Origin of the sequence: Streptomyces noursei, assembly GCF_016917755.1 — a bacterium.
In the GTDB taxonomy this organism is placed as follows: Bacteria; Actinomycetota; Actinomycetes; order Streptomycetales; family Streptomycetaceae; genus Streptomyces; species Streptomyces yunnanensis.
Map to the genome: position 1 here is coordinate 6,265,371 of NZ_CP070326.1, position 26,094 is coordinate 6,291,464.

20 protein-coding genes are annotated in these 26,094 nt (G+C 70.6%); 10 read left to right on the forward strand and 10 right to left on the reverse strand.

Going from position 1 to position 26,094, the window contains the following annotated elements; all coding sequences use genetic code 11:
- Positions 1–47: 47 nt before the first annotated feature.
- From JNO44_RS43735 to JNO44_RS27520, 4 genes are all read right to left on the reverse strand, one after another.
- The gene (locus JNO44_RS43735; RefSeq protein WP_240167680.1) at positions 48–1,505 is read right to left on the reverse strand and encodes a hypothetical protein; all 1,458 of its coding nucleotides are present in this window, start codon (positions 1,503–1,505) and stop codon (positions 48–50) included.
- 117 nt (positions 1,506–1,622) lie between these two features.
- Complete coding sequence (locus tag JNO44_RS27510) at positions 1,623–2,441, reverse strand: hypothetical protein (RefSeq protein WP_205366520.1); 819 nt, start codon at positions 2,439–2,441, stop codon at positions 1,623–1,625.
- 88 nt (positions 2,442–2,529) lie between these two features.
- Positions 2,530–3,216: a DUF488 family protein, N3 subclade gene (locus tag JNO44_RS27515; protein WP_205366521.1), complete on the reverse strand. Its 687-nt coding sequence runs from the start codon at positions 3,214–3,216 to the stop codon at positions 2,530–2,532.
- Positions 3,217–3,365: 149 nt separating this feature from the next.
- The gene (locus JNO44_RS27520; protein ID WP_205366522.1) at positions 3,366–4,628 is read right to left on the reverse strand and encodes an AbiJ-related protein; all 1,263 of its coding nucleotides are present in this window, start codon (positions 4,626–4,628) and stop codon (positions 3,366–3,368) included.
- Positions 4,629–4,670: 42 nt separating this feature from the next.
- Here JNO44_RS27520 and JNO44_RS27525 point away from each other — a divergent pair, with 42 nt between their 5' ends.
- Together JNO44_RS27525 and JNO44_RS27530 are read left to right on the forward strand one after the other, a co-directional pair.
- The gene (locus JNO44_RS27525; protein ID WP_205366523.1) at positions 4,671–4,949 is read left to right on the forward strand and encodes a hypothetical protein; all 279 of its coding nucleotides are present in this window, start codon (positions 4,671–4,673) and stop codon (positions 4,947–4,949) included.
- A 695-nt stretch (positions 4,950–5,644) separates the two neighbouring features.
- Positions 5,645–7,321 carry an SWIM zinc finger family protein gene (locus tag JNO44_RS27530; protein ID WP_205366524.1) on the forward strand — a complete coding sequence of 559 codons (1,677 nt, stop codon included), beginning with the start codon at positions 5,645–5,647 and terminating at the stop codon, positions 7,319–7,321.
- A gap of 87 nt (positions 7,322–7,408) precedes the next feature.
- On the opposite strand, the gene JNO44_RS27535 is transcribed toward JNO44_RS27530, so the two are convergent.
- On the reverse strand, positions 7,409–8,170 hold the full coding sequence (locus JNO44_RS27535) for a PIG-L deacetylase family protein (RefSeq protein WP_205366525.1): 762 nt from the start codon (positions 8,168–8,170) through the stop codon (positions 7,409–7,411).
- Between the two features lie 218 nt (positions 8,171–8,388).
- On the opposite strand from JNO44_RS27535, the gene JNO44_RS27540 reads away from it, so the two are divergent.
- The 6 genes from JNO44_RS27540 to JNO44_RS27565 all read left to right on the forward strand — a co-directional run bounded on the left by JNO44_RS27540 (position 8,389) and on the right by JNO44_RS27565 (position 15,589).
- Positions 8,389–9,138: a GntR family transcriptional regulator gene (locus tag JNO44_RS27540; protein WP_039633129.1), complete on the forward strand. Its 750-nt coding sequence runs from the start codon at positions 8,389–8,391 to the stop codon at positions 9,136–9,138.
- Between the two features lie 351 nt (positions 9,139–9,489).
- On the forward strand, positions 9,490–11,172 hold the full coding sequence (locus JNO44_RS27545; protein ID WP_205366526.1) for an APC family permease: 1,683 nt from the start codon (positions 9,490–9,492) through the stop codon (positions 11,170–11,172).
- 236 nt (positions 11,173–11,408) lie between these two features.
- On the forward strand, positions 11,409–11,588 hold the full coding sequence (locus JNO44_RS27550) for an SPOR domain-containing protein (protein ID WP_039633125.1): 180 nt from the start codon (positions 11,409–11,411) through the stop codon (positions 11,586–11,588).
- A gap of 51 nt (positions 11,589–11,639) precedes the next feature.
- Positions 11,640–12,068, forward strand: coding sequence for a (deoxy)nucleoside triphosphate pyrophosphohydrolase (locus JNO44_RS27555; RefSeq protein ID WP_073443643.1), 429 nt, complete (start codon positions 11,640–11,642; stop codon positions 12,066–12,068).
- A gap of 239 nt (positions 12,069–12,307) precedes the next feature.
- Positions 12,308–12,769, forward strand: a complete 462-nt coding sequence (locus JNO44_RS27560) for an ATP-binding protein (protein WP_205366527.1) — start codon at positions 12,308–12,310, stop codon at positions 12,767–12,769.
- A 231-nt stretch (positions 12,770–13,000) separates the two neighbouring features.
- On the forward strand, positions 13,001–15,589 hold the full coding sequence (locus JNO44_RS27565; protein ID WP_240167681.1) for a SpoIIE family protein phosphatase: 2,589 nt from the start codon (positions 13,001–13,003) through the stop codon (positions 15,587–15,589).
- A 67-nt stretch (positions 15,590–15,656) separates the two neighbouring features.
- On the opposite strand, the gene JNO44_RS27570 is transcribed toward JNO44_RS27565, so the two are convergent.
- The 5 genes from JNO44_RS27570 to JNO44_RS27590 all read right to left on the reverse strand — a co-directional run bounded on the left by JNO44_RS27570 (position 15,657) and on the right by JNO44_RS27590 (position 21,104).
- A complete protein-coding gene (locus JNO44_RS27570) occupies positions 15,657–17,054 on the reverse strand; it encodes an amidohydrolase family protein (RefSeq protein WP_275695771.1) in 1,398 nt (465 codons plus the stop codon).
- A 120-nt stretch (positions 17,055–17,174) separates the two neighbouring features.
- Complete coding sequence (locus tag JNO44_RS27575; RefSeq protein ID WP_205366529.1) at positions 17,175–17,972, reverse strand: succinate dehydrogenase/fumarate reductase iron-sulfur subunit; 798 nt, start codon at positions 17,970–17,972, stop codon at positions 17,175–17,177.
- Complete coding sequence (locus JNO44_RS27580; RefSeq protein ID WP_205366530.1) at positions 17,969–19,891, reverse strand: fumarate reductase/succinate dehydrogenase flavoprotein subunit; 1,923 nt, start codon at positions 19,889–19,891, stop codon at positions 17,969–17,971. Before JNO44_RS27580 ends, JNO44_RS27575 begins: the two co-directional genes overlap by 4 nt.
- A 70-nt stretch (positions 19,892–19,961) precedes the next feature.
- Positions 19,962–20,789 (reverse strand): hypothetical protein, encoded by an 828-nt coding sequence (locus JNO44_RS27585; protein WP_205366531.1) that lies wholly within the window; start codon positions 20,787–20,789, stop codon positions 19,962–19,964.
- 15 nt (positions 20,790–20,804) lie between these two features.
- A complete protein-coding gene (locus JNO44_RS27590) occupies positions 20,805–21,104 on the reverse strand; it encodes a hypothetical protein (RefSeq protein ID WP_039633110.1) in 300 nt (99 codons plus the stop codon).
- Between the two features lie 388 nt (positions 21,105–21,492).
- On the opposite strand from JNO44_RS27590, the gene JNO44_RS27595 reads away from it, so the two are divergent.
- On the forward strand, positions 21,493–23,850 hold the full coding sequence (locus JNO44_RS27595; protein ID WP_205366532.1) for an ABC transporter family substrate-binding protein: 2,358 nt from the start codon (positions 21,493–21,495) through the stop codon (positions 23,848–23,850).
- A 184-nt stretch (positions 23,851–24,034) separates the two neighbouring features.
- Complete coding sequence (gene typA / locus JNO44_RS27600) at positions 24,035–25,942, forward strand: translational GTPase TypA (RefSeq protein WP_205366533.1); 1,908 nt, start codon at positions 24,035–24,037, stop codon at positions 25,940–25,942.
- The last annotated feature ends 152 nt before the right edge of the window (positions 25,943–26,094 follow it).

The window sequence follows — 26,094 nt, forward strand, 5'->3', positions numbered from 1 at the left end:
TACAAGTATTCGGCGGATCCCCGGGTTCGGTAACCGGGGATCCGCCGCTATGTTGCGGCAGCGAGATCGGGGTCCTGCCGGACGACAAGTCCGTGGGTCGCGGACGGAGTCAACGGCCAGTAGGAGCGGGGTCCGTAGGGGCTCCAGTCTCCGAGGAAGGGCTTGAGGTCGTCGCCGCTGGGCTTCGGCGGCGTGGGCAGCCTTGGCGTTGAGGCGGACTCGGTGAGGTGTTGGAGGTGCGCGTCCGCGAACGCGAGCCACGCCTCGATATCGGTCCGCTCCTGCCCCGGCGGCAGTGATGTGGCGTGGTCGCGTACTGCTGTGACGTATTCGGTCAGGCGGCTGGCCTGGTGCCAGGCGTTTGCCTGTTCTTCGAGGTGTTTGACGCGATAGGCGTGGGCGTATGCGGCGCGGGCTTCCTGCATGGCGGCTTCCCAGCGCCTCTGCCGTGCCTCTCTGGCTTGCTGGTCTGCAAGGCGTTTACGATCCGCGGCTTCGCCACGGAGGCCGACCTCTTGTGTGATCTCGGCGAGTTGGTCTTCGAGCGGCCGGTTGGGGAGGTCGGCCCATTCGCTGGCGCGGTGCGGGCTGCCGCCGCGGAGGATGAAACGCAGGCGGTTGGAGGGGGTGTAGTCGAAGCGGGCAATTCGCATCCACGAGTACCTTTTGGCGTCGGCGAGTTCCTTGTCGGTGGGGACGTGTTCGCTGCGGTCCTGTTCTTGAAGGACGAGGAACCCCACGCTTTCGCCTTGGGCGGTGATGGTGAAGTGCGGTGGTGCCTTGCGGCGCCGATGAGGTGGGGGCGCGCCTTGTGTGGTGCCGAGTGCCGCCTTATGGCCTTGTGCTTCGGTGGCGGTGATGAGGGCCTGGATGATGCGTAGGGCTCGGCCCTGGAGGGGTGTGGTCAGGCCCATGGGCTGGGGCTGCTTTTGAAGGGCGGCGACGACGGCGTGGGATTTGGTGAGTCTGGCCGGAACGTGGAGCGGGGTGAGTTCGGCGAGGCGCCAGGCGGGGATATTGACGAGCTTGATCTCGTAGCCGCTGTGGGTCGGGTATCCGTGGAGTTCCTGGGTGCGGGGGATCTTGCCGGACTTGCGGGCGGCGTTGACGCGTGACGCCCAGTTCACAGCGTCCGGGCCGGGTTTGATGGGCTTGATGAGGTAGCCATCGTTCGCGGCCAGTTCTTCGAGTAGTTTGGCCGCGTAGTTCGCAAGGGCCTTCGGCACGGTTCTGGGACGTGACGGTGCCGGCTTTCGGCTGGGCCGTTCCGGCGGTTCAGTGTTCTGCTCCACGAGGTGGATGCCGCGTTCGGTGAGATACCGCCGCCCTTTGTCCGTGAGCTGGGCGTTCCAATGCCCGTGGCGCTTGGTAATTTTGATGAGCCCTCGGTTCTGCAGGGCCTGTCCGCTGGTCTTGTACGTGCTGTCCGGCCAGACTCCGTCGGGACACCCCTGGCCCACCCATTCGAGCACAGCCCGCTGCCGCTCATTGAGGGCCTGGTGCATGTGGTCCCCCTGCGGTTCCTAGCTGTGCTGCCCCGGAGACAATGCCCGCCGCTTCCACGGGAATTCCGGACGACCTGAGAGAGCCTTCGATCGGATGAGACGTGGTGCATGGCGCGTTTACAGCGAGAACAGCTCTTCCTGGTAGTTCTCGACGGTGCCGCGCCGCGGATAGAAGAGGCCGAGCATCATGAACGTTCTGGGGCGTTTGGCCAGGTTGCCGACGAAGCAGTGGACGACGTGGTCCGGTGCGAACATCCGGGTGAACCAGCGCTCCCGCAGCTTTTCCTCCACACCCTGTTGCCCGTACTGGCGCAGGTATTTGCGGTAGGACTCGCCGGCCTCCCAGTCCCGGAGGGCCATGTCGTGACCGGTGCAGTCGGAGTCGTCGCAGCGGAAGCGGTAGCGAAACTCCAACGGTACCCACTCCAGTTGGCGCAGGTCCTGGTCGAGGAGATCCATCTGATCGGCCAGGGCGGCCTTGGAGACAGGCCAGGGCTCGGCGGGCTCGAGGCGGAAGTCGACGGTGTGCGCCGCTGGTCGGAAGAGGCCGAGCGACGTGTCGTGCTTCTCCTGGTCTCGTTTGATGGCGCACAGCGATGGGGCGATCAGCGGGCGGAGGATCGAGTAGCGCTCGCGCCATCCGTCGCTCGTGCCGATCCTGTCGATTACCTTGAGGGTGTCCGGGTTCGGGCGCAGGCTCTCGGGCCGGCGGTCCTGGTGATGGCGGCGTACGTCGACCTCGATGATCGCGTACTTGGCGAACTGGCTCTCCTGGCTCAGGAGCCGGAAGGGCACCGGGAAGAGGCGGACGTGCTCGGGAGTGCCGCGGTCGAGGCGTATGCCGGCGACGCAGCTGGTCTCGCGGTACTTCGTGGACAGTTCCGGATACGTCTTGACCGTGATCAGTATTCGTGCGCGTTCCCACGCTCCTGCCATACCCCACCCCCGGTCCGCTGCTTCTGGACCAGATTGGAAGTGAGGTAGTTGGCACGCGCAAGAGTGCCGTCGAGTAGAGGAGTTGAAGTCAGGCCAAGGGGCTGACGGGTAGTGACATGCGCTTGCGCAGGGTCTCCAGGACGACGTGGCGGTGGCAGCGCTGTTGGTCCTTCTCAAAGCACAGCACGGCGACCCGCTCCTGAGCTGCGTGTTCTGCGAGTTCATCGAGGTCGGCCTGGGCCGCGTCGGAGCGCAGCAGGCTGCGGAAGCGTGCGCGGCCCTCGCTGATGCGTCCTTCCCAGAAGGGGGCCCGGTTGTCCTTCGGGTTCCCCAGGGCGCGCAGGTGTGTGTAGGCGATGCCGGCCTCGTTGAGGGCGTGTGTGAGGCGGGTCTTGCTGAATCCGGGCTTGCGGCTGATGGGGGTCAGGCGGACGTCGGCGACTGTGCTGATCTGGGCAGAGAGGAGGGAAGCGACGAAGGATTCGATGTCCCGCCCCTCGTATCCGGCGGACCACAGCCCGGGGTCTGCCGTCTGGGCCTGGCGGAACAGGTCGTCGAGGGAGACGCCGAGTGCGGCAGCGAGTGCACCAACGGTGAAGAAACCTGGCTGAATTGGTCCCCCGCCCTCCAGTCGCTTCAGAGTGGCGAGCTGAATGCCCGCCTCTTTCGCAAGGCGTTCTGGAGTCCAGGCGCGTTCTTCACGTAGCGCCCTGACGCGGGCAGCGAGCGTCCGGTTCGGGGCGGGTGAGGGAAGAGTTAAGGGGCGTTCGGCCATGGACCGGGATTCTAACTTCCGCCGGAATCTCACAGCTAGTTGTCTGCTCGGGCCTGCCCATGTCGTTCGCGTGAGCGGATACCGAAGGCTGAGGTGGCTTCAACCTGGCTGCCCGTGTCCGCGTGCGCCGAGGGTGTTGGCTGCGTAGATCAGCGAGTCGGGAAGAGCAGTCGACCGAGGTCTTCGCGGAGCCGCTCTTTGAGTTCAGTGGGATGGCTGGTGTGTTCATGGGCGATCCGGATGGTGTGGACGCCGCAGCGCGTCCAGTGCCGGTCGCGATCCTCGTCGTCGGCCTTGCGGGTTCGGCCGTAGTGGTGTGGTCCGTCGACCTCGATGATAACGGCTCGGCCGTTTCCCAGAACGGTGAAGTCCGGGCTGCGCACGCCGGCATCCCGCAGTTTGGCGGAGGCCAGCGGCAGGATCGCGATGCCGCTTTGTGTGGGGCGCTCGCGTTGGAGGTCTTGGAGGACCTGGTAGACGGCGAGTTCGGCCCGACTTGCGAACACGAGATCGTCTGCAGTTGGGTATCCCTGGTCGCTTCGCCTTTCGCGGCGAGCCTGGTTGGTCGGACTGCTTCCTTGATACCGCCAGTCCTGCGTGATCTTCGGGAGCGGGCGCAGCGCGGCTTCGACCACGAGGGACTGCACGTCCCCGCGCTCCAGCTGCTTGAGCACGGCCCTTAGCCTTTGCCAAATCGCCTCGGTCATGGCCGTCGTGAACTCCGGTATGAGCGCGCGGTCCACGGTGAGGACGGCCTCGTAAGTGGCATCCGTCCAGTTGTCGTTGGGCATCGGATGGAAGTACCCACCGTCGCGGCGCAGGGTGAGTTTCGCCGAGCGGACGAGGTCCCGAGCCAACCCTTCGCCGTCGTCGTCGAGCAGATGGTGGGTCTGTCCGAGGACGAGATCGAGCTTGCTGGCGTCGTCGTCCCTTATCGGCAATGGGATCGTCGGAGTGACGGCGCTCTCCGGGAACGGCGCATAGACGGGCCGCCCGGACATGAAGTCTCGGGGGCGCAGCGCCCAGCCATCCGCTGCCAGAAGGCGGTTCAGCTCATCGACGCGCCTGGCCGCCTCGTCGGCGTCGGGGCGTACCTCGGGATGTACCAGCCGTGCGAGGAATGCCAGCAGCACCTCGTCCGGGCCATCGAGGAGCCCAAACCGCGGGTCCTCGAAGACCCAATCGTCCTCCCAGTCGTAGTTGTTGAACCGGTGCTGGATGATGTCGGTGCGGGCGGTCGGGTGGCGCGAGTCGGTTGATGGGAGGGCGTCCAGGTCGTACAGGGCGCCCAGGAAGGCGACTTCGTCCAGGCGTCCCCACCAGCCGCCCTCCGCAGTGCGTAGCAAGTCGAAGACATCGCGCCGTGTCACCGCTGTGATCCTTGCTGGATTGTCCTGGCCGGAGTGCGTCATGACAACAGAATGGCGTGCCAGCGGTGCGCCTGCCGAGCCTTCGTGTCGGTCGCGGGGCCGCGCGAGCGAGCCCTGACGCCGGCGGTCGGCGACCGGACCGGAGCCGAAGGACTGCACCGCTTCTTCGATGAACTGCGCACCAGCTGGCGCCGCAACCCGCACCAGATGCGCGCGCTGTACGTGCTCATGTTCGATGCGGTGCTTCCCGCACCGTTCCTGCGCGACCGGATGGCCGCCTCCATCGCGACCTGCGCCGCAGGATTGAGAGCGGGATCGCGGAGGGGGCGACCGGTGTCGATGCGCCCGCGGCCGCGATGCTGATCGTCGGCGCGTTGCGCGGTGACGTCTGCTAATCGCTGCTCGACCCCGAGGCCGTCCCCATCGACGCCGCTCTGGCCAACCTCACGCGTTTTGCCGATGCACTACTTGCGAAGTGAGGGCCATGCCCCCTTTTCGGGTGCCACCGGTTTATGGCCCGAACGCCCTGCTCCGAGTTTTGACGTCACCTGTAGGCCCGGCGATTCGCTGCCCGCCTGGCCCCTGTGGCAGGTTAGGCGCGGGGCTGGGGAGCGCGACCAGGCCACCGGCGTTGTGGGGCAGTCCTTCGGATCTCAGTTCGTGGGTCGATCGGGTTGTGTAGCGATGGCGGCCCTGAGCCCTCTTGTGCTTTGCAGTGAATCCCGTGCTGGGATGGTGCTGGGATGCGCCCACATTTCTGCAGGTCAAAGCCTTGTGGTGGAGTTCCGCTTCAACGTCTGAGCGGATGGCGTAACACCACGTCGCTGACTTGTAGGCATGCAGGTCACCAAGGGTCCGGCTCTCTGGAGGCGGGCCCTTGGTGGTTTCCCGTGCTGGGTTGGCGCTGAGTTGATTCCCTCAGGTGCCAGGGCCCGGCCAGCGGAGCCCGGACGTCGGCGCAGCATTGATCCGCGGTCCTGGAGGACAGGATGGAGCTCACTGACAGTCATAAGCTGGCTACCGCAGCGGACCGGACCAGGGGCGGGGTGGAAGAGACCATGCGTGGCTTTACCGAGGCGAAGCTCAAGACGTTGGCCGGTGTCCGGTCCTTCGAGCGGGGGCGCGGGTACGTGGATGCGGTGTCCGGGGTCGAGGTCGGTGACGGATGGATCAGCGCGAGCGTCCACGGCACGGAGCGGTACGAGGTGGAGTTGTCCTTGGACGGGCCCGGTGGGCTGTCCGGCGCGTGCGATTGCCCGTATGGCCTTGAGGGCAATTTCTGCAAGCATCTGGTCGCCCTCGGCCTGACGGTGCTCGCCCGGTCGGACAGCCTGCCGCGGCAGCGGAAGGCGGCGCGGAACCGGGCGCAGGACCTCGACGGGTGGTTGTCCGCCCTGACCAAGGACGAGTTGCTGGCTCTGGTGCGGGAACAGGTGGGCGAGGACCGGCAGTTGCGGCGCCGCCTGGAGCTGCGGGCCGCGAGCGCCCGCGGGGATCTCGCCGCGGTCCGGGCCCGTATCCGTGAGCTGCTCGACATCGGACCGTTCGCACAGTACGGGTACGTCGAGTACGCCGATGCGCGCGCCTACGCGGACCAGGCCGGGCAGGCGGTGTCGGCGATCGGCGCGCTCACCGGCTCCGGACGGGCAGCCGACGCGATCATCCTGGTGGGCGAGGCGATGAAGTCGCTGGCCCAGGCGGTGGAGTGCGTCGACGACTCCGACGGATGGCTCGGTCAGGTGGGCGCCGGCCTCGCCGACGCCCATCTCGACGCGTGCCGTGCGGCGCGCCCCGAGGCGGGGGAGCTCGCGCGCTGGCTGATCGACCATGCGCTCGGCGAGCTGGACACCGGCCTCACCGACATCGATCCGCTCGACTACGAGGACGTTCTCGGAGATGAGGGGATGGCCGTCCTGCGGAAGCTGGCTGTCGAGGCGTGGCAGGGCAACCGCCGCGGCTGGGCGGAGAAGTACCTGATGGAGCGCCTGGCCAAGGCGGGAGGCGACGTCGACGCGGTGATCGCCGTGCATGCGGCCGACCTCGCACCGGACGGCCGCACGCACCTGGTCATCGCCCGTGAGCTGGATGCCGCCCGGCGCCCCGACGAGGCCCTGGGCTGGGCGGAACGCGGCGTCCAGGAGGCCGGGGACCTCGCTGCCGTCGACACCGCGCTCGTCGACCACCTCTGCGACCGCTACGCACAGGCGGACCGGCTCGACGACGCCGTCGCCCTGCGCCGCGACCACTTCGGCGCCCGCCGCACCCTGCTCACCTACCAGCAGCTGCGTGCCGCGGCCCGGGCCGCGGACTGCTGGCCGGCCGAGCGCGAGGGCGCGCTGGCCGTGCTGCGCGCCGACGCGGGGCGGCGGCAACGGGGCTGGTACGGCGGCCCCGTCCTGGTCGACGCGCTGCTCGACGACAAGGACGTCGACGCCGCCTGGCGGGCCGCCACCGGGACCGGCGCCCATGACCGGCAGTGGCTCACCCTTGCCGACCAGGCCCGCGCCACCCGCCCCGCCGACGCGCTCGGCGTCTACCTGCGCCTGGTGGAGCCACTGACCGAGCAGACCGGCAACGCCGTCTATGAGCAGCTCGTCAGCCTGCTGCTGAGCATCCGGGACTGCCACCGCCGCCTGGGATCGTCGGGGGAGTTCACCGGTTACGTCACCGCCCTGCGCACTGCCCAGAAACGCAAGCGGAACCTGATGCGCTTGATGGACGAGCACGGTCTGTGAGCCGGGCGATGCCTCGCAGGTCCGTCTGCCCCGCACGCCTCTGCCGTCGGGCGGCGCTCCGTGAGCTGTTGTTCCGTTGGGGGGCCGCTAATGCCGGAACACCTCGAAGAGGACCGCGGGGCGGCCGTGGTGGCGGGCGGCGGCCCTGGCGAAGGAGCGGTCGAGGAAGTCGCGGGCGTAGGCGTGCGGGTCCTGGTCGGGGGCGGTGAGGGCCTTGATGTAGGTGGTGTGGGCGGCCAGGGAGGCGACGGCGCGGGGGATGCCGGGGCCCACTTCGGCGGCGTGGGTGGGGCGCGGGGAGCCGGACACGGCGGTCCAGCGGACGCCGGACCAGGGGGCGAGGCCCTGGGTGTCGGCGAGGTCGGGAAAGATCCAGCGGTTGCCGGCGTCGGCCGGGGCGTCCAGGACGGCACAGCCCACCACCCGGTGGTCGGGGGTGTTCCACTGCGTGCCGAACCAGGTGTCGCGGTGGTTGAGGGTGATCAGCAGCTCGGGGCGGTGCCGGCGGACCGCGGCGGCCAGGTCGCGGCGGAGCGCCGTGCCGGCCTCGATCACGCCGTCCCGGTGGCCGTCGAGGAACTCGACGGCGTGCACGCCGACATGGGCCGCGGCGGCGCGCTGCTCGGCCTCGCGGACCGCCGCGCACGCGGGCGGCGCCAGCCCGTCGATGCCGGCTTCACCGCGGGTGACCAGGAGGTAGCCGATCTCCCGGCCGGCGTCGGCCCATTCGGCGATGGCGGCCGCCGCGCCGTATTCGAGGTCGTCGGGGTGGGCGACGACGGCCAGTGCCCGCTGCCAGTCGTCGGGCATCGGCCGGAGGGAGCTGACGGCGGCGTTCTCGGTCGGCATCGCGGCCCCTTTCTGGTCGGTGACGATGGTGGCACGGCCGACCACGGACAGACAGCCACGGACCGTGGTGGAACGGGTGTTTCGGTGCGGGCGGGATCGGGGCATGAGGCGGTGTTGAGCTGCGTTCATTGCTGGAAGTAAAGGTTTGGCCAGAGCTTGCGGTCGGCGACGCGCGGTTGCCACGCTGTCGCTGACTGTCAAGCTGTTGGGAGGGGCCTGTGCCTTTCGGTGAGCAGCCCGCGTACCTCCGCGTCGCCGGTGACCTGCGTCAGAAGATCGTCGACGGGGTGCTGGCCCCGCACACCCGGCTTCCTTCCCAGGCCCGCATCCGCGAGGAGTACGGCGTCTCGGACACCGTCGCGCTGGAGGCGCGCAAGGTCCTGATGGCCGAGGGTCTGGTGGAGGGCCGGTCCGGGTCCGGGACGTATGTGCGGGAGCATCCGGTGCCGCGCCGGATCGCCCGCGGTGGCTACCACACCCTGGGTTGCACGCCGTTCCGCCAGGAGCAGACGGACGAGCGGGTGCGCGGCACCTGGGAGTCCAACAGCGAGCAGGAGGCGGCCGGTTCGGCGGTGGCGGCCCGGTTGCGGATCCCGGTGGGCGCCCGTGTGATGCGCACGCGGTACGTGTTCCGCGCGGAGGGGGAGCCGTCGATGCTCTCCACCTCCTGGGAGCCGCTGGAGATCACGGGGCGCACGCCGGTGATGCTGCCGGAGGAGGGCCCGCTGGCGGGGCGCGGGGTGGTCGAGCGGATGGCGGCCATCGACGTGGTGGTGGACAACGTCGTCGAGGAGGTCGGGGCGCGGCCGGGCCTGGCCGAGGAGGCGATGGCGCTGGGCGGGGTGCCGGGCCATGCGGTGCTGGTCATCTCGCGCACCTACTTCGCGGGTGGCCGGCCGGTCGAGACGGCGGACGTGATCGCGCTCGCGGCGCGCCATCGGGTGGCCTACCACCTGCCGGTGAAGTGACCGGTCGGCCGCCCGGCCGCCCGACCGGCCGGTGGGGCGGGGAAGGCGGCGGTCTTCGGGGGCGTTCCGGGGGCCGGTGGGCGCCCCGTGAACTCCCTGTGTCCGTCAAGTCGACGGCCGGTATGGGGATCCTGCGCTATCCGTAGGGCTGTTGGGCATGATTTTCGGCCGACTTAGCTGTCCGATTTGTAGGGGTTCGCCCGGGAAAGTCGTCCGGATATCGGTGTTGGAAACCTCACAGAGGCTCAACTCGGCGGGATTTTTTGGCCGGTGTGGGAACCGGATCTTCGGATTCGCTCATACGATGGCGAAGTTTGTGCACGGCACGGGGGAAGACCAGGAGACCAGCACGTGACCACGACGAAGACAACGAGTGCGGAGCAGGGCTCGCACTCGTCGAATTACCGTCGGTCCCTCGGGACCATCGCCCTGACCGCCACTGGTCTCGGGTCCATCATTGGTTCCGGCTGGCTGTTCGGGGCCGAGCGGGCAGCGGCCATCGCCGGTCCGGCCGCGATCATCGCCTGGGTCATCGGCGCGGTCGTCGCCCTGACCATCGCGCTGACCTACACCGAGCTCGGCTCGATGTTCCCCAAGGCGGGCGGCATGGTCCGCTACGGCCAGTACTCGCACGGCTCGCTCGCGGGCTATCTGGCGGCCTGGGCCAACTGGATCGCGATCGTCTCCGTGATCCCGGGCGAGGCGACCGCCTCGGTCCAGTACATGAGCTCGTGGGACTTCGGCTGGGCCAAGGCGCTGTTCGACGGCAAGGAGCTCACCGGCTCCGGCGTCGCGGTGGCCAGCGTCCTGCTGATCTTCTACTTCTTCATGAACTGGTTCGCGGTCTCGCTGTTCGCCAAGACGAACACCGCGATCACGGTCTTCAAGATCGTCGTGCCGGCGCTCACCGCGGGCGCCCTGATCTTTTCGCACTTCGACACCAGCAACATCCAGCGCGCCGGCGGCTTCGCCCCCAACGGCTGGAGCGCGGTCTTCAGCTGTGTGGCGCTCTCCGGCATCGTCTGGGCCTACAACGGCTTCCAGTCGCCGCTCAACCTCGCCGGTGAGGCGCGCAACCCGGGCCGTTCGCTGCCCAAGGCCATCGCCTTCTCGATCGTCATCGCGCTGGTCATCTACCTCGCGCTGCAGGTCGCCTTCCTCTTCGCGGTGCCCGCCGCCGACCTGAGCAAGGGCTGGGGCGGTCTGTCCTACCACTCCCCGCTCGCCGAGCTGGGCCTCGCCTGGGGCCTGAACTGGCTGGCGCTGCTGCTGTACGCGGACGCGTTCGTCTCGCCGTCCGGCACGGGCATGATCTACGCCGCCACCACCTCGCGCATGATCCAGGGCGTCCAGGAGAACGGCCACCTGCCGGGCGTCTTCGGCAAGGTCGACGCCAAGACCGGCATTCCGCGCCCGGCGCTGGTGCTCAACCTCGTCGTTGCGTTCATGTTCCTCGCGGTCTTCCGCGGCTGGGGTTCGCTCGCCGAGATCGTCTCGGTCGCGACCGTCATCTCGTACATCACCGGGCCGGTCGCGGTGATGGGTCTGCGGCGGCTGGCGCCGCAGATGAAGCGGCCGGTGAAGCTGCGCGCCATGCCGGTCATCGCGCCGATCGCGATGATCTTCGGTTCGCTGGTCCTGTACTGGGGCAAGTGGCCGCTCACCGGCAAGGTCATCTTCATCATGGCCATCGGGCTGCCGGTCTGGGCGTGGTACGAGATCGTCCGGCCGTGGAAGCAGGGCCGCAGCCCGCTGCGTGAGCTGCTGCCGCACCTGAAGGCGGGCGCCTGGATGGTCGTCTACCTGGTGGTCATGGCGGCCGTCTCCTACCTGGGCGGCAAGGAGTTCGGCGGCAAGGGCTACCTGCCGCCGGGCCTCGACCTCGCGGTGGTCGCGGTGATCGCGCTCGCCTTCTACTACTGGGGCGTGCGCAGCGCCTGGCGCAACCCCTCGCTGGTCGCGGTCGAGGCCGAACTGGCCGCGGAGGAGAGCGCCGCGGAGGCCGCGGGCGACAAGGCCCCGACCACCGCCTGAGCGGCCGTTCGCGGCGCGCTTTCTTCCCCCAACGCACAAACCCTCACCGGCCACTCGCGGGCCACACCTGGTGCATCCAGGGCCCGCGAGTGGCCGGTTCGGTCTCTCTTTGTGTAAATCCATAACCGGTGCGTGAAGGTCGGGCGTAGGCTCGGGCATATGCGGAATGCGATTTCGGCATCAGCACAGGAGGGGCGCGCCGCCGCGGCGCGCTGCGCGGCGGACGGAGGGGCGCAATGACCGATAACGAGACCGCGCTGCCCTGGCTCGTCATCCGCCAGGACGAAGGCGGTAACCGCTATCGCGTCGGCCGCTATGCCACCCGAGCGGAGGCGGAGCGGGTCGCCGAGCGCCTGGACACCCGTGGCAATCAGCGGCTCTACGTGGTCGAGCGGGTCGGGCAGGGGGCCTCGTAAGGAGTGGCATGAGGGGAGCGGGAGTCCGGCGGGGGACGTAGGCTGCCGCGCATGACGACGGTGCGCGTAGTGGTGGGCGGCGCGGTGTGCGAGCGGGGGCGGTTGCTGGCCGCCCGACGGAGCGCGCCGCCCGCGTTGGCCGGCCGCTGGGAGCTGCCCGGCGGCAAGGTGGAGGACGGCGAGACGCCGGAGCAGGCGCTGGTCCGCGAGCTGCACGAGGAGCTGGGCGTGGACGTCGCCCCCGTGGAGCGGATCCCGGGCGAATGGGTGCTGCGGCCCGGCTTCGTGCTCCAGGTGTGGACCGCCCGGCTGGTCTCCGGCCGGCCGGAGCCGCTCCAGGACCACGACGAGCTGCGTTGGTTGCGGCCCGGCGAGGAGCGCGAGGTGGACTGGCTGGATCAGGACCGCCCGGCGGTCGCCGAGGTGATGCGCCGGCTGGGCTCCAGGCCCGCGGTGGGGATCCCGGGCGCCCGGCTGTAGCGGACCGGGGTGCCGTCCGGTGTGCCTCTCGTGGGCCCGGGCCGGGTGGCTCTCGCGGTGGGCCGTCTGGCTCCGCCGTTCCGCGGGTGTGCGAGGCTCGCCACCACTTTGCCGGGATATGGGCCATTTGTGCCACAGTGCACAGTTGAAGGCGGTACTCGCCGCTCGATATCGGGTATGTCCTGATTGGCCCCTTTCGGCGTGGGCCGGGTTCGACGGGGGACCCCTCGGCCTGGGAAGTGATCGGCGTGAGCGACAGCGCAGCGGCAGAGGCCCCGGAACCCGGCCCCTCCGATGTCCGCAGGCGCGGCAGGATCTCCGGTGCACCGAGCGCGGAATGGAGCCTCCCCGCCGATCCCGGCGCGGTGCGCACCGCCCGCACCATGGTCCGTCAGGTGCTCGACGACTGGGGGTTGAACGGCGCCGCCGACGTCGCGGTGCTGCTGGTCAGCGAGCTGGTCACCAACTCCCTGCGCTATGCCAGCGGTCCCATCGGCGTGCGCATGGTGCTGCTCGGCGCGGGGGCGCTGCTCATCGAGGTCTCCGATCCGCTGCCCGACCCGCCGCGGACCCGTACCGCCGCCCTCGACGACGAGGGGGGACGCGGACTCCAGCTGGTCGCGCACAGTTCGCGGCGCTGGGGCACCCGGCAGGGAAAGAGCGGCAAGACAGTGTGGTTCGAGCTGGCTGTGGCTGGTTAGGACTCATGAGGAGTCCTGATCGTTGCCATTTCATCGACATTTTGTAGATGGCCTGCGATCGAGACTGTGCTGTGATCGTGAAGACCGTGTTCCGGATAGCCGAGGTGCTGGAATACTCGGCAGGTCCGGTCCGGGCACGATGAGCTGGAGGGGACGGGGCTCGTGAGCGAGAAGTCATCTGGCGGGGTGGTACCTGCGCGGGACGGTGGCCGGGGCGGTGCGGTCGGTCCGGTGGACCATGGCGAACGTCGCCATGCCCGCGAGCCGCAGGGCGCGCCCGTGTGGCAGCGCAGCCGGCCCGGATCGATCTACGACTACATCAAGGTCGCCTCGTTCTCGCTCGGGCCCGACGGGCACATCGACCAGTGGAGCGAGCGGGCCGAGCAGATGCTCGGCATCCCGGCCCGCCACGCCCTCGGCAAGGACCCCGTCGAAGCCTTCGTCCCCAGCGAGTTCCGGGAGACCGGGCGCCGCAAGGTGTGCGAGATCCTCGACGGCCGGGAGTGGACCGGTCTGGTGCCCTACCGCAGGGAAGCGGGCGGCGCGGCCGAGGGGCTCGCCGAGATCTATGTGATGCCGGCCGAGAACGAGGACGGCGAACGCGGCGCGGTCTGCCTGGTCGTCGACGTCCGGGCGCTCCGCGGCATCGAGACCGACCTCGCCGCCGCGCAGGCCGTTTTCGGTCAATCCCCCATGGGCTTCACCCTGTTCGGCACCGACCTGAAGCTGCTGCGGGTCAACGAGCGCTTCGCCACCGTCTTCGGCGGCCCGGCCGGCAAGTACCGCGGTGGCACCCCGCACGACTTCCTGCCCCGCCCCGAGGCCGAGCGGATGACCGTCGCGCTGCGCCGGGTGCTGGAGACCGGCGAACCGGTCAGCGAGATGCAACTGGTCGGCCGCGTCCCCGGCGAGGAGGACCGCCGTCGCTGGTCGGTCTCGCTGTACCGGCTGCACGGCGCCAGCGGCCGTCCCATCGGCGTCGCCGCGCTCGCCTCCGACGTCACCGGCCGCCGCCGCGCCGAACGCGAGGCGGCCAACGCCCGCCGCAATCTCGCGCTGCTCAACGAGGCCGGTGCCCGGATAGGCAATTCGCTCGACCTGGAGACCACCGCCCGCACCCTGCTGGACGTCGCGGTACCGCAGTTCTGCGACCTGGCGTCGGTGGACCTCTACCAGGGGCTGCTGGCCGGCGACGAGGAGCAGCCGGGGATGAGCGACGGCAGCGCGGAGCTGCGCCGGGTCGCCTTCGCCAGCGCGGTCTCCGACGCCCCGCTCCCCGGCAAGGCGCCGGAGGAGGATCCGGTCGCGGTCGGTGCGGTCCACCGCTACCCGTTCAACTCCCCGTGCGCGGCCGCCCTGCGGACCGCCCAGGCGCAGATCATCCCCGGCCGGGAGAGCGACGAGGGGCCGGAGCTGGGCGCGGTGGTGCACTCCACCCTCGCGGTGCCGATGGTCGCCCGGGACACCGTCGTCGGCCTGGTGCAGTTCTCCCGTACGAAGGGCAGCGAGCCGTTCGGCGAGCGGGACACCGCGCTGGCGGTGGAACTGGCCGCGCGGGCCGCGGTCTGCATCGACAACGCCCGCCTCTACCGCCGGGAGCACGAGCGGGCCCTGATACTGCAGCGCAGTCTGCTGCCGCCCGGCGACCCCGAGGCGGCCGGCCTCGACATCGCCTGCCGCTATCTGCCCGGCACCACCGCCACCGAGGTCGGCGGCGACTGGTTCGACGTCATCGAACTCCCCGGGCACCGCACCGCGTTGGTGGTCGGCGACGTCATGGGCCGGGGCCTGCGGGCCGCGGTCGCCATGGGCGAACTCCGCACCGCGGTGCGGACCTTGGCGCTGCTGGACCTGGAGCCGGCGGAGGTGCTCGGAGCGCTGGACGAGATCGCCCGGGGGCTGGGCGGCAGCGGGGACCGGGAGGCCGCGCGCAGCCGCTCGGGGGCCGCGTCCGGCGGGGCCGCCCAGGGCCGTTCGGCCCGGACCGCCGACCTCTCCGAGGTCTACCTCGCCACCTGCGTCTACGCCGTCTACGACCCGATCACCCGGGTGTGCACCTTCGCCAACGCCGGGCATCTGCCGCCGGTGCTGGTCGAGGAGGGCGAGGAGGCGCTGCTGCTGGACGTCCCGCCGGGGATGCCGCTGGGCGTCGGCGGGGAGCCGTTCGAGGAGATCGAGGTCGAGTTGCCGGACGGCGCGCTGCTCGCGCTGTACACCGACGGCCTGGTGGAGTCCCGGCACCATCCGCTGGACGAGGGGCTGCAGGCGTTCCGGCGGGCGCTGTCGGACTCCGGCCGGCCGCTGGAGGACGTCTGCGACCACGTCCTGAGCGCCCTGGACACCTCGCACGGCGAGGACGACATCGCGCTGCTGATGGCCCGGGTGCACGGGCTGCCCAAGGACGCGGTGGGCGACTGGAGCCTGGCGCCGGAGCCGCGTTCGGTCGCCCGGGCGCGGGAACTGGCCCGCGACCAGCTGAACGACTGGGGGCTGCAGGCCCTGGTCGACACCACCGAGCTGCTGGTCAGCGAGCTGGTGACGAACGCCCTGCGGCACGGGCACGGGGAGATCCGGCTGCGGCTGCTGCTGGACCGGACGCTGGTCTGCGAGGTCTGGGACGCCGATCTGGCCCAGCCGCGGCGACGGCGGGCCCGGGACACGGACGAGGGCGGCCGCGGTCTGCAGCTCGTCGGCCTGCTGAGCGAGCGCTGGGGGAGCCGGCGCACTCCGCGCGGCAAGACCGTCTGGTTCGAGCTCGCCCTGCCGGACGGCGACGCGACGCCGGTGGACCCGGCAGAGGCGCTGCTGAGCCTCTTCTGAGGGCCCGCGGGGCACGGCCCGGGGCCCGCGGGCCCCGGGTGGACGGCCCCGGGCGCGGTGGGGCGGGTCAGGCGGTGCGGACGTGGGTGGCGGCCAGCTCGGCCTCGCGGACGACGCGGGCGGTGTCCACGTGCAGCAGTTCGCCGCGGGCCTTGCGCAGATGGCCGTCGACGAAGACCTCGCTGACGTTCGGCGGCTGGCCGTTGAGGACGATCTGGCCGGTCCAGTCGAAGCGCGGGGCGAAGTTGAGGGTGCCGGGGTCGAGGACGACGACGTCGGCGCGCTTGCCCGGTGTCAGCGACCCGACCCGGTCCGCCATCCCGATGGCCTCCGCGCCGCCCAGGGTCGCCATCCGCAGCACCGCCGGGATGGTGGGGTGGATCGCGGCGTCCTCGTGGCGGGCCCGCTGGAGGCCGACCGCCGCCTTCATCACGTTGAACATGTCCGAGGTGTCGTTGGTCCCGCCGTCGTGGCCGAGCCCGGCCTTGACGCCCTGCCGGTGGAACGCCGGCAGCGGGCAGATGCCGGACGCCAACCGCATGTTGCTCAGCGGGCAGTGCGCGATCCGCACGTCGTGCTCGCCGGTCAGCGCGATCTCCTCGTCGGTGAGGTGGATCGCGTGGTTCATCAGCAGCCGCGGGCCGAACGCGCCGGCCTCGCGCAGCGAGCGGATCGGGTCGTCCTTGCGGTCGCCGCGGTTCTCCAGGACGTGGGAGTTGAGCATCACGCCGAGGTCCCGGGCGAGCGCGTGCAGCGTGCGCAGATCCGCCAGCTGTGACATCCCGGCGTGGGCCGCCACCTGGACGGAGGCCAGCGGCAACGGGTCCAGGAGGTCCTTTTTGATCTTGGGGATGAGGTGGGCGTGGGCGGCGCTCTGGGCCGAGGCGTAGACGAAGCGCAGCCCGGCGTCGTCCAGCGCCCTGATGTAGCGCTCGCTGGTGTCGTAGGGGATGGGGTGCACCCAGTCGACGACGGTGGTGACGCCCGCCTGGAGGGCGTCGAGCGCGGCCAGGTGGACGAAGCGGTACATGTCTTGGGGGTCGATCTTGGGGAGGGTGGCGCGGTTGCAGTCGTTCATCCAGCCGTAGAGGCCCTCGTTCGCGCAGCCGCCGCGGATGCTGGACTGCCACAGGTGGTTGTGCAGATCGACGAAGCCCGGCAGGACGATCCGGCCGCGGGCGTCCAGTACGCGGGCGCCGTCGGGGGCGGCCAGGCCGTGGCCGACCGCGGCGACGGTGCCGTCCCGCAGCAGCACGTCCACGCCGTTCTCCAGCTGGCCCAGGGGGCCGCTGCCCAGGCGGGGGTCCATGGTGAGGACCAGGTCCGCACCGCGCAGCAGGGTCGTGCGGCGGTGGCCGGGGTCCTCCGCCGGGCGTCCGGGGCGGTCCTGGGCGAGTTCGGGGAAGCCGGCAGCGGCGGCCAGGGGAACGGTGCTCAGGCCGGCCAGGACGCTCCGCCGGCTCATATTTGGAAGATTCATTCCGTTCTTATACCGCGGCTGTTCGCATGCGTCGTGAGGGGGATTCCAGTCATGTGATGTGGCATCAGAATCGCTGCAATCCGGGCGACTTGGGTCCCGTACGGGTCATTCGGTCCGTCGCCGGATCTTGTTCCCGAGCCACACCAGAGGGTCGTACTTGCGGTCCGCGGCGCGCTCCTTCAGCGGGATCAGCGCATTGTCGGTGATCTTGATGTTCTCCGGGCAGACCTCCGTGCAGCACTTGGTGATGTTGCAGTAGCCGAGTCCGTGCTCGTCCTGCGCGGTGCGCTTGCGGTCCACCCCGCCGGCCGGCGCGGCGTCCAGCGGGTGCATGTCCAGCTCGGCGATCCGCATCAGGAACCGCGGGCCGGCGAAGGCGCCCTTGTTCTCCTCGTGGTCCCGGACGACGTGGCAGGTGTTCTGGCACAGGAAGCACTCGATGCACTTACGGAACTCCTGCGACCGGTTCACGTCCTCCTGCTTCATCCGGTACTCGCCCGGCCCCAGTTCCGCGGGCGGCATGAACGCGGGGACCTCCCGCGCCTTGGTGTAGTTGAAGGAGACGTCGGTGACCAGGTCGCGCAGCACCGGGAAGGTCCGCATCGGGGTGACGGTGATGGTCTCGGCGCGCCCGAAGACCGACATCCGGGTCATGCACATCAGCCGCGGCCGCCCGTTGATCTCCGCGCTGCACGAACCGCACTTGCCCGCCTTGCAGTTCCACCGGACCGCGAGGTCCGGCGCCTGGGTCGCCTGGAGGCGGTGGATGATGTCCAGCACCACCTCGCCCTCGTGCACCTCCACCTCGAAGTCCCGCAGCGCGCCGCCGTCCGCGTCGCCCCGCCACACCCGGAAGTGCGCCTGGTAGGCGCCGGACCGCTGTTCCGCCTGCAACTCGCTCACCGGCTCAGCTCCTCGTCCGTCAGATACTTCACCAGCTCGTCCTTGTCGAAGAGTTCGAGGAGGTCGCGGCGGATCGGCGGGGTCTCGCGGCGGGAGAGCCGGATCTGCCCCAGCACCGGATCCGCCTCGCCCTGCTCCGCCCGGTAGTCGGCCAGTTCGCAGACCAGATTGACGTTGCGCCAGTGCCGGTCCATCTGTGGATGGTCGTCGCGGGTGTGTCCGCCGCGGCTCTCCGTGCGCTCCAGGGCCGCCCGCGCCACGCACTCGCTGACCAGCAGCATGTTCCGCAGGTCCAGGGAGAGGTGCCAGCCCGGGTTGTACTGCCGGTGGCCCTCCACGCCCGCCCGGCGGGCCCGCGCCCGCAGCTTCGTCAGCCGGTCCAGCGCCTCGGCCATCTCGCCCTCCCGGCGGATGATGCCGACCAGGTCGTTCATCGACTGCTGGAGCTCCTGGTGCAGGGTGTACGGGTTCTCCGCCGGGCCGCGGCCGTCCTCGGCGCTGAACGGGCGCAGCGCCTCCGCCTCGGCGGCGTCGATCTCGCGCGGTTCGGGGGCCGGCCGGGCGCGCAGCCCGCTGACGTACTCGGCCGCGTACAGCCCCGCGCGGCGGCCGAAGACCAGCAGGTCGGAGAGGGAGTTGCCGCCCAGCCGGTTGGAGCCGTGCATCCCGCCGGCCACCTCGCCGGCGGCGAACAGCCCCGGCACCCCGGTCGCCGCCGCGGTGTCCGGGTCCACCTCCACGCCCCCCATCACGTAGTGGCAGGTCGGGCCGACCTCCATCGGTTCGGCGGTGATGTCCACGTCCGCCAGCTCCTTGAACTGGTGGTGCATGGACGGCAGCCGGCGCTTGATCACCTCGGCCGGCATCCGGGTCGACACGTCCAGGAACACCCCGCCGTGCGGGGAGCCGCGGCCCGCCTTGACCTCGGCGTTGATGGCCCGCGCGACCTCGTCGCGGGGCAGCAGTTCGGGCGGCCGGCGGTTGTGCTCGGGGTCCTCGTACCAGCGGTCGCCCTCGGCCTCGGTCTGGGCGTACTTCTCCTTGAAGACGTCCGGGATGTAGTCGAACATGAACCGCTTGCCGTCGGTGTTGCGCAGCACTCCGCCGTCGCCGCGCACCGACTCGGTGACGAGGATGCCCTTGACCGACGGCGGCCAGACCATCCCGGTCGGGTGGAACTGGACGAACTCCATGTTGATCAGCGGTGCGCCGGCCAGCAGCGCCAGCGCATGGCCGTCGCCGGTGTACTCCCAGGAGTTCGAGGTCACCTTGAACGACTTGCCGATGCCGCCGGTGGCCAGCACCACGGCCGGCGCCTCCAGCACGAAGAAGCGGCCGGACTCCCGGTCGTAGCAGAAGACGCCGCAGACCTTGCCGTCCGCCTTCAGCACGCGGGTGACGGTGCACTCCTGGAAGACCTTCAGCCCCTCCTCGTACGAGCCGGAGACCCGCTCGTCCTCCTGCTGGAGCGAGACGATCTTCTGCTGGAGGGTGCGGATCAGCTCCAGGCCGGTCCGGTCGCCGACGTGCGCCAGCCGCGGGTACTCGTGGCCGCCGAAGTTGCGCTGGGAGATCCGGCCGTCCGGGGTGCGGTCGAAGAGCGCGCCCCAGGTCTCCAACTCCCAGACCCGGTCCGGGGCCTCGCGGGCGTGCAGCTCGGCCATCCGCCAGTGGTTGAGGAACTTCCCGCCGCGCATGGTGTCCCGGAAGTGGACCTGCCAGTTGTCGTGCTCGTTGGCATTGCCCATGCTGGCCGCGATGCCGCCCTCGGCCATCACCGTATGGGCCTTGCCGAACAGGGACTTGCAGATCACCGCCGTCCGCATGCCCGCCTCACGGGCCTCGATGGCGGCACGCAGCCCGGCGCCGCCCGCCCCCACCACGACCACGTCCCAGGTCTGCCGGTCCACATGCGCCATCAGTGGCACACCTTCCCTCGGTTCTCGTCGGAGTCCGTGGATTACCCTGGATTCCCTCGGATGTCGTTCGTCAGAAGAAGCGCGGATCCTCGAACGCGCCGCTGGCCAGCAGGAAGACGTAGAAGTCCGCCAGCGCCACGCTGATCAGCGAGGACCAGGCGAGCAGCATGTGGCGCGCGTTGAGCCTGCTGACCCAGCCCCACAACCGGTAGCGCACCGGGTGCTTGGAGAAGTGCCGCAGCCGACCGCCGACGATGTGCCGGCAGGAGTGGCAGGAGAGGGTGTAGGCCCAGATCAGCCCGATGTTGGCGAGGAAGATCAGCGAGCCCAGGCCCATATGGCCCCAGCGGTAGTGGTCGTCGCGGAAGGTCAGCACGGTGTCGTAGGTGAGGACGCCGGCGACCAGCACCGCGAAGTAGAAGAAGTAGCGGTGGACGTTCTGCAGGATCAGCGGGAAGCGGGTCTCGCCGGTGTACTTCCGGTGCGGCTCGGCGACCGCGCAGGCCGGCGGGGAGGCCCAGAAGCCGCGGTAGTACGCCTTGCGGTAGTAGTAGCAGGTCAGCCGGAAGCCCAGCGGGAAGATCAGGATCAGCAGGGCGGGCGACAGGCCCCACCAGCTGCCGAAGAGCGCCCAGTTGGGGCCGCCGCGCATGGTGTGGCAGTTGTCCGCCAGGCACGGCGAGTAGAACGGCGAGACATAGGGCGCGTGGTAGTAGTCGGCGTTCGCGAACGCACGCCAGGTCGAGTAGACGACGAACGCGAGCAGCCCGGCGGCCGTGCCGGCCGGCGCCAGCCACCAGCGGTCGGTGCGCAGGTGGCGGGCGGGGATGGCGGCGCGCGAGGCATCGTGCACGCCGGTCGGGCCCGATTGCGATGCGGGTTCGATGCCAGTGGCCATCGTCGGTCTCCGTCCTCAGGGCGCGTGCCGGTCCTTGGCGCCCAGGCCCTCGTCCTCGGCGTCCGTCCACAGCGCGGCGTTGTAGGGGGTGTCCGGGATCGGCACCATCTCGTCCTCGGCCGCCTCCGGCCGGCCCGGCGGGGCACCGGCCAGGCCCTGCTTGAGCAGCGCCAGGCTCTCCCGCAGATGGTCCGTGTCGCTGCGGACCCGGCGGACGTCCAGCCCGCCACCGATCCGCGTCTGAAGTTTTCCGACCGCCTGGACCAAGGCGTCCAGGCTGCGTTCAACCGCCGTCAAGTCGTCCTGTACGGACATCACATGCCCTCACTTCGTGAGCGTGGTGGGCGATCTCATGCGCCCGAGAGTGTCGCGCGTCACAGTAGGGCTTGGGAAGGGGGCAGGCGCGAGTACGACTCGAACCGGTGCGTTGCGGGACCGCCGTACCCTGCGCTACGCCGAACTCCGGTGCGAAACGAGCCGGTACGGCGGCCCGCGGAGTTCCCGGCGCGCTCCCCGCGTCCGTCAGCCGGACGAGTCGCAATTGGGCCGGGCGGGTGGCCTTGCCCGGACCCCCGACGTGTCGAACGATCCGGGCCTGGGCGGTCACCTTCAGTAGGGAGCCCATAGATGTGATGAGCCGCAAAGTCGGCCGAACGTGTTGCGGCGGCTCGGCGCGGCGCGGGCGAGCCCGGAGGGAACAGTCATGACCGACCACGTCAGCCCAGGCGGCGCGGTGTGCCACAGGCGCCGCTGTGTCGCGCTCGTCGCGGTGGGGGTGCTGCTCCCGCTGCCGGCACTGGCCGGATGCAGCCAGGGCGACGCCGCGCCCTCCGTCGCCCAGTCCCAGGACATCGCGCCGGCCCCGCGCGGGTCGGTCAAGGACGGCGGTACGGTCCGCTGGGCGATCGACTCGCTGCCCAGCACCTTCAACGCCTTCCAGAGCGACGCCGACGCGGCCACCGCCCGGGTCACCGGCGCCGTCCTGCCCAGCCTGTTCACCCTCGACGCCAACGGCCGGCCGCAGCGCAACGCCGACTACCTCGCCGCCGCCGACGTCAGCGCCCGCGAGCCGCGGCAGGTCGTCACCTACAAGCTCAACGCCAAGGCCCGCTGGAGCGACGGGCGGTCGATCACCGCCGCGGACTTCGTCGCCCAGTGGAACGCGCTGCGCGGCAAGGACAACGCCTACTGGACCGCCCGCAACGCCGGTTACGACCGGATCGCCAAGGTCGCGGCGGGCGCCACACCGCGCGAGGTCAAGGTCACCTTCGCCCGCCCGTACGCCGACTGGCAGTCGCTGTTCACCCCGCTCTACCCGAAGAGCGTGATGGGCGACGCCAACGCCTTCAACGACGCGGCACGGGAGAAACTCCCGGTCGGCGCCGGCCCGTTCCTCGTCCAGAAGCGGGACGCCGACCACCGCACCGTCACCCTCGTCCGCAACCCCCAGTGGTGGGGCGACCGGGCCAAGCTCGACCGGCTGGTGCTCACGGCGCTGCCCCGGAGCAAGCGGGCCAAGGCGCTGGCCGCCGGGGCAGTCGACGTCGCCGCGGTCGACCAGGTCACCGCCAAGCGGGTCGCCCAGGCCGCCGGGCCCCCCGCGGCCAAGGGCGCGGACGCCAAGGCCGATGGCCGGGACGCCACCGCCCGGAACGCCGCGCTGCGCGGCTACACCGTCCGCAAGGCCCTGGAGCCGGCCTACACCCAGCTCGCCCTCAACGGCAGCGCCGGGCCGCTCGCCGACCAGCGGGTGCGCCGCGCGGTGGCCCGCGCGATCGACCGGCAGGCGCTCGCCGACACCGTCCTCAAGCCGCTGGACCTGCCCACCAAACCGCTCGGCAACCACCTGCTGATGGCCGGTCAGCACGGCTACGAGGACCACAGCGACGCCCTGGGCGACACCGACTCGGGCGAGGCCAAGAAACTGCTCGCGGAGGCCGGCTGGAAGCCCTCCGGCGGGTCCGCCGGGCAGCCGGCGGGAGAGGAGCAGGCCGGCGCCGGCCGGGCGGTCACGCCGGACCGGGCCACCGACGGGGACGGGTACTCCGAGGACCCCCGGGCGGACGAGCCCGGCGGCGGCACCGCCGTGGACCAGTCCGGCGACGCCGGGTCCGACGGCCGCAACCTGCACCGGCCCGGCGCGGTCGACGACCGGGACGGCGCCCGCCCGGCCGCCGCCGAGGCGCCGCTGTCCTTCGCCGGGGCGGTCGGCTCCGAGGTCCAGCAGGCCGCCCTGCTGCGGCAGAGCGCGGGGTTCTACAAGGCCGAGGCCGCCCAGCAGAAGGTGGCGGCCGCCGGGGACACCGCTTCCCCGGCGTACCGCAAGTACCGGCGGTACAAGAAGCGGGCCGCGCAGGTGCTGGGCGCCGCCGAGCGGATCGAGACCGGGCAGGCCCCGCACCTGCCGGGCGCCGCCGCCGGCCACGCCGCCGCCCTGTGGTCCGGCACCGGCCTGCTGCACGCCCGGCCGGCCGACGCCGGGCACTCCCCGCAGGCGGCGGCCGGCCGGGCCCCCGGCGCGGCGCCGGTGCTGCGGAAGGACGGCCGGCCGCTGGCGCTGCGCTTCGTCCTCCCCGAGGGGCCCGGTTCCGAGCAGCTGCGCACCGTCGGCCGGCGGATCTCGGGGATGCTGAACCGGATCGGGGTGCAGACCACGATCCAGCAGGTGCCGGACTCCAGCTACTTCCAGGACCACATCGCCTCCGGCGACTTCGATCTGGCGCTGTACTCCTGGCCCGGCACCGCCTACCCGGCCACCGACGCCCGGCCGATCTTCGCCAAGCCGCAGCCGGCGCCGGACGGCTCGCTGACCGTCGAACAGAACTACACCCGGGTCGGCACCGACCACATCGACCAGCTCTTCGAGCAGGCCGCCTCGGAGCTGGACACGGACGCCGAGCACACCCTGGTCGAGCAGGCCGACGCCCGGATCTGGGCCGCCGCCGGCTCGATCCCGCTCTACCAGCGGCCGGAACTGGTGGCCACCAGGAAGTCACTCGCCAACATCGGCGCGTTCGGCTTCGCCACACCCCGCTTCCAAGACATCGGTTACACGAAGTAGGGGTTGCGCCAGAGCTAAAGTTCGATAAGAAACCGCAGGTCAGAGGTGGTGCGTACGGGCTGGGGCGGCCATTGCCGCCGCAGCCCCGTACCATGGGGTGAGGCCGTGGCGTGTCAAGCCCGGCAGGGCCGCGTAACACAGACGTACGCGCAGCCGTCCACTCACTTCGGGAGTACGCCGCAATATGGCCACGCGCCACGACATCCGTAACGTCGCCATCGTCGCCCACGTCGACCACGGCAAGACGACCATCGTCGACGCCATGCTCAAGCAGGCCGGCGCCTTCGCCGCGCACCAGCTGGAGTCCGTCGACGACCGCGTCATGGACTCGAACGACCTGGAGCGTGAGAAGGGCATCACGATCCTCGCCAAGAACACCGCGGTGAAGTATCACCCGAAGGACGGCGGGGAGCCCATCACGATCAACATCATCGACACCCCCGGTCACGCCGACTTCGGTGGCGAGGTCGAGCGCGGTCTGTCGATGGTCGACGCGGTGGTCCTGCTGGTGGACGCCTCCGAGGGCCCGCTCCCGCAGACCCGCTTCGTGCTGCGCAAGGCGCTGCAGGCCCGGATGCCCGTCATCCTGTGCATCAACAAGACGGACCGCCCGGACTCCCGCATCGACGAGGTCGTCAACGAGACGTACGACCTGTTCCTGGACCTGGACGCGGACGAGGAGCAGATCGAGTTCCCGATCGTCTACGCGTGCGGCCGTGACGGCATCGCGTCGCTGACGAAGCCGGAGGACGGCACGGTCCCGGCCGACTCCACCAACCTGGAGCCGTTCTTCTCCGCGATCCTGGAGCACGTCCCGGCCCCGACCTACGACGAGACGGCCCCGCTCCAGGCGCACGTCACCAACCTGGACGCCGACAACTTCCTCGGCCGTATCGCGCTCCTGCGCGTCGAGCAGGGCGAGCTGCGCAAGGGCCAGACCGTGGCCTGGATCAAGCGCGACGGCACGGTCTCGAACGTCCGCATCTCCGAGCTGATGATGACCGAGGCGCTCACCCGCAAGCCCGCCGAGGTCGCGGGCCCCGGTGACATCTGCGCGGTCGCCGGTATCCCCGACATCATGATCGGCGAGACGCTGGCCGACCCGGAGAACCCGATCGCGCTGCCGCTGATCACGGTCGACGAGCCGGCCATCTCCATGGTCATCGGTACGAACACCTCGCCGCTGGTCGGCCGCGGCGGCACCGGCAAGGGAGCCGCCGCCAAGGCGGCGGTCAAGGACCGCAAGGTCACCGCCCGCCAGGTGAAGGACCGCCTGGACCGCGAGCTGATCGGTAACGTCTCGCTGCGCGTCCTGGACACCGAGCGCCCCGACGCCTGGGAGGTGCAGGGCCGCGGTGAGCTGGCGCTGGCCATCCTCGTCGAGCAGATGCGCCGTGAGGGCTTCGAGCTGACCATCGGCAAGCCGCAGGTGGTCACCAAGGAGATCGACGGCAAGGTCCACGAGCCGGTCGAGCGCATGACGATCGACGTGCCCGAGGAGCACATGGGCGCCGTCACGCAGCTCATGGGTGTCCGCAAGGGCCGCATGGACAACATGTCGAACCACGGCTCCGGCTGGGTCCGCATGGAGTTCGTGGTCCCGTCGCGCGGCCTCATCGGCTTCCGTACGGAGTTCCTGACGCAGACCCGCGGCACGGGCATCGGCCACTCCATCCACGAGGGCCACGAGCCGTGGTTCGGCACGCTGACGACCCGTAACAACGGCTCGCTGGTCGCCGACCGTGCCGGTGCCGTCACCGCCTTCGCGATGACGAACCTGCAGGAGCGCGGCGTGCTGTTCACCGACCCCGGCACCGAGGTGTACGAGGGCATGATCGTCGGCGAGAACTCGCGCGCCGACGACATGGACGTGAACATCACCAAGGAGAAGAAGCTCACGAACATGCGCTCCTCCTCGGCCGACTCCTTCGAGGCGATCGTCCCGCCGCGCAAGCTGTCGCTGGAGCAGTCCCTGGAGTTCTGCCGCGATGACGAGTGCGTCGAGGTGACCCCGGAGGCCGTCCGCATCCGCAAGGTCGTCCTGGACCAGAAGGAGCGCGGCCGCACCGCCTCGCGCGCCAAGCACGGCTGACGCGACCCGCGCCACGGCTCTTCCCGGCGCCCCGTCGGACCACGGTCCGGCGGGGCGCCGCCGTATGCCCGTAGGGCCTCGGTGGCACGGGGCGGTGACCGGGCGTCGGTCATCCGAGGGGTTTCCCGGGGGTTCGGAGCAGTGGCGGCCGG